The sequence below is a fragment of the Vibrio makurazakiensis genome, assembly GCF_050337375.1.
Taxonomy (GTDB): Bacteria; Pseudomonadota; Gammaproteobacteria; order Enterobacterales; family Vibrionaceae; genus Vibrio; species Vibrio makurazakiensis.
In genome coordinates, this window is sequence record NZ_JAKJSW010000302.1 from 1 (window position 1) to 3,823 (window position 3,823).

At 40.8% G+C, this 3,823-nt stretch carries 3 protein-coding genes and 1 pseudogene; all 4 read right to left on the minus strand.

The window, feature by feature from the left end; genetic code table 11:
• Window positions 1-590, minus strand: a pseudogene (locus L4C33_RS20380) (type VI secretion system membrane subunit TssM); the annotation flags it as partial.
• Window positions 591-592: 2 nt separating this feature from the next.
• Window positions 593-1,789, minus strand: coding sequence for a type IVB secretion system protein IcmH/DotU (gene icmH / locus L4C33_RS20385; RefSeq protein ID WP_428814223.1), 1,197 nt, complete (start codon window positions 1,787-1,789; stop codon window positions 593-595).
• A gap of 4 nt (window positions 1,790-1,793) precedes the next feature.
• Complete coding sequence (gene tssK, locus L4C33_RS20390; RefSeq protein WP_428814224.1) at window positions 1,794-3,125, minus strand: type VI secretion system baseplate subunit TssK; 1,332 nt, start codon at window positions 3,123-3,125, stop codon at window positions 1,794-1,796.
• A gap of 38 nt (window positions 3,126-3,163) precedes the next feature.
• A complete protein-coding gene (gene tssJ, locus L4C33_RS20395; RefSeq protein ID WP_428814225.1) occupies window positions 3,164-3,649 on the minus strand; it encodes a type VI secretion system lipoprotein TssJ in 486 nt (161 codons plus the stop codon).
• Between the last annotated feature and the right edge of the window lie 174 nt (window positions 3,650-3,823).

The following is a 3,823-nucleotide window of genomic DNA, read 5'->3' on the forward strand; positions in this document are numbered from 1 at the left end:
GTTGTGAGTAATATACCGTTGGCTGCTTGACGCGGTCGCCATGTATTTAGTGACTGGCAAAGCGTTTTTAAATACTCAGGGTGCTGGTCTTCTCCCATACTCAAAGAGATCAAAATTGAGTGTTCACTGACCCAAAATAGGACAGGGAATTCAATGTCGTTACCGAAGTCGTCCAGTTTATACGCTTCATAGCCCATTTGAGTGATGATGCTTTTATCTTTAGATGGATCGGCACTGAGTAATAGGTAGATTGGCTGATCGTATCGGCTGGTCAAACGTACCTTTCGTTTTTGTCCATTGATCATACGGATGAAGTGAGCGGCTAATTGTTTTTTTCTTTTCTCTATAAGCGCTTTGTTTGATGCTTCATCTTGAGCCTTTGGCGTTCTTTTTATTAAAACCCAGTAGCAAATGACACCAACAATCGTAGATACGATCGCGGTTGTAGTAAGAGCGACAGCCAGATAGGCGCTGAGAGGTGTTAACCAAATAACGCTCGTCACAATGGTAAAGAGCGTGATAGATGTAAGTACAGCAATACCTGCTGACTTCTTCTTATTGGCTGGCTGTTTTGAATTGGTATCAGGCATAATCAGTTAGATTCTTCCTTATTTAATTCCTGTGCTGGGCTATTACGGACGATAATGGCCTTGATCTCTTTGTCTGCGTACCACGCCTTTATCGTTCTAGCTTCGTCGGCAGTGTCGGTACGGAGGATCACTCGGTAATATTTATTGAATGGTTCGATTACAGGCTCATATTGAGAAGGTGCAAGCCTATCAACGAACGCTGTTGCATTTTTCTTTTGAGAAAAAGTGGCGAGTTGAACTAACCAGTTGGTCGTATTCATAGGGAATATGTCGACTTTTGGTTTAACTATGGTGTCAGCTCTGCTGCCATGATTAGGCATGGATTCAAGATCGCCGTCCTGACTGATAAATATGATGTCTTGCATTTCACCCGATAAGATATAGCGATTGCTGAAATCAGGTAGGTAACTGAAATCACGTGCTCTTTGAGAGTGTGTTTTGGTATACCAGAATTCAGTTAACCCTACCGTTGTTGCTATCAAGCAAAAGAAAAATAGACTGGTAATAAGGTAGCGTTTACGGCGAGTTGGTTTTCTAACTTCAGGTAGTTTTATCTTCGTGTGACAGTGAACCCCACTCACTAGGCGATATTGACTAATAGTCTGTTCTAACTGATGAATGAARGACTTTAGTTGTTCAGCACCACTGTCACGGTATTGACCTTTGAAGCCTATGTTAAGAAATAGGTAAATGATCTCAAGAAGGTCTATAAGTTTATGAGGTTGTCTTGCTGCCTTTTCTGCAACAGAGAAAAACAGCTCACCGCCATTACGCATTCCGAACAGTTCACTTAGCAAAGTCTTATTTTCCCAACCTCGCTTCTCTCCCCATTCGGTATATATAATGAATTCATCGAGTACCACTGCATACAAAAAACACAGTTTATCGATAACAGCGATAGGGTAGGTAAGCTCGGTAGCTTGAGCTTTTATATCATTAATACAATGGATAAGTTGCTCGCGGAAAACCGTCAAGTCTTCCGGCTCTGACAGCATTGATATTTTCAGTGTTTTAGTCAGTAGAGCACTACTGATATTGATCAGTTGGTTTTCAGCTTTATCAAAGTGATATAAGAACTCTTCTTGGCTGTGCGTTGAATGAACGGAAACCAGTTTTGACAAATTATGACCGTCATCAGCCGTAGCTGCTTTCGGTTCAGCCTTATCAATTACGAGTGTCTCTTCGTCTAAATAATCCATAGATTTATCTCAACGCGTAAAGTACGACTTCAAGGTCGGGGATTCGAGCATCGACATGAAGGGCAATTGCATCTCTAGTATCTAGCATATCCAACCAATTTCGATCTTTAGTATCTATTTCGAAATATGCGACACCTTGTACCGGTTTTAACTCACTTGGAGCAATAGGTAATGGTGATAGAGGTATGCCTGAAAGCGAGCTTCTCACCAATTCTACAATCTTGTTATTGCTGCTAAGTTTTGCCGATATTGGGAATAACTCAATGAGTTCATTACTGCTGATATCAGATTTTACACTGAGCACAAAACGGCGRTTGTAAACGCTAGTCGGATCTTTGATTAGTGTTCTCAATAAACGACGCTTTTCAAACAATGTAGTGTCCCACTTAAACTCAATCACAGAATCTTGTTGAACTAACGTGAGTAAGTTTCTTAGGTTTGAAAATAGCGGGTTAAAATTATTGTATAGGCTCTCGTACCTAAGAGGTGCACATTGCTCAGGGATCGCGGGAGTTAATGCCATTACTTGAGCTTCAAACTGCTTAAGCTTTGAGTACAGTTGATGAGTTGGGTGCTTGGTATTGCTAATGGTTAAATCAAACCAAGGAAGCCAGGTGTTCAGTGTTTGTAGCCACAGAAAGTCTTGCATTAACGATTGGGGGCTCTTCTGTCCTTGTCCCGCTTCTATGCGCTTTAATAGATTTTGTGCTCGATTGCTTACTAAAGCGTGAATCTCTTTTACTCGTTCGTTGAGAAATGTCGATGCACCATAATGTAAACAAGCAGGAATAAACGCACGATCCAAGATGACTTCTTCGGCATCATTAATTTCTAGAACTTTCGCAACAGGGATTAATGTAAAGCCAGATGTATCTTCACCAGCGAACTTTAAGCTGATATTAAGGTGTGCAACATCGATCTCGACACTGGCGTTTTCAGAGGTAGACGTATCGAACACATTAATGGAACTTGTTAAGTAGCGGCTTTGTTCTTGACCATCTTCACTGTAATCATTATTGCCTTGTAACGATATTGGCAACGCCAAATAAAGTACACTTTCAATTGTTCCCTGCGGTATATCTATTGCGATTTCATTCTTTAAATCAAACTGGGTGCCGTCTGGAAATATTCCAGCACAACTAGGGATCGACAACTTACCGATCTTTAGTAAGTCATGATTGATAACAAGCTCTGTTATGCCGAAAAACGGGGCAAAGCCCGCTAAAGTTTCAATATTCTGACGAATGTAATTCTGCACGTAGCGATCTTGTTGTTGAAAGTGCTGAGGTGCAATGAACATTCCCTCTTGCCACACTACTTTTTTGAAAGCGTCCACGAGATTTCCCTATTTATAATTCTTTAATTTATTGGGTACTAAAAAACTTGCCACCAACTTGAGTCGGGTGTGATCGTCTCTAATTCGGCCTTGTTGCCAGTTAGAGTGAGCTGTAGATATTGCTCCGGGTCACTAGGTAACATTTGAACTGTTTTTGTCGTACTGTTTTGGTAATCTGCAAACTCAACTAGAGCCGCGATGTACTGGGTGTTTTTATTAATGTCGAGAGTCAACTCTTGCGAAGAATTCGGTAAGACTATCGGCAATATTTGCTTAGAAACTAAGTTGGCTGCCAGTAACTGTAAGTCATTGTTATATAGGTCAATGAAAGGCAACTGTTTAAATAGTTGCTGGTCAGTTAACTGATAAATACGTACAACGACGGGGTTTGCTTGATCGTCGTTATACTGGTTGATTAATGTGTCAGCCGTTACAGTAAAAGTATGCTTAGTTACTACTGGTTCAGGATCTGAAGAGCACGCAGTCAACATTAATGAGAAGATTAAGAATGCGACTTTTCTCATTCTCGCTCCTCACTTTGTTTTTGCATGTTCTCCATAAATAGCGCTTTAAATTGGCGCCTAAAGTCGCCGTTATCTTGCCTATGCTGGAAGTGCTTACGGTAGATCTTCCAGTACTTTTTGTCTTTATTTCCAAACAGGCTATCAGGAATATACTCACTAAATTGAGTCTCAAGC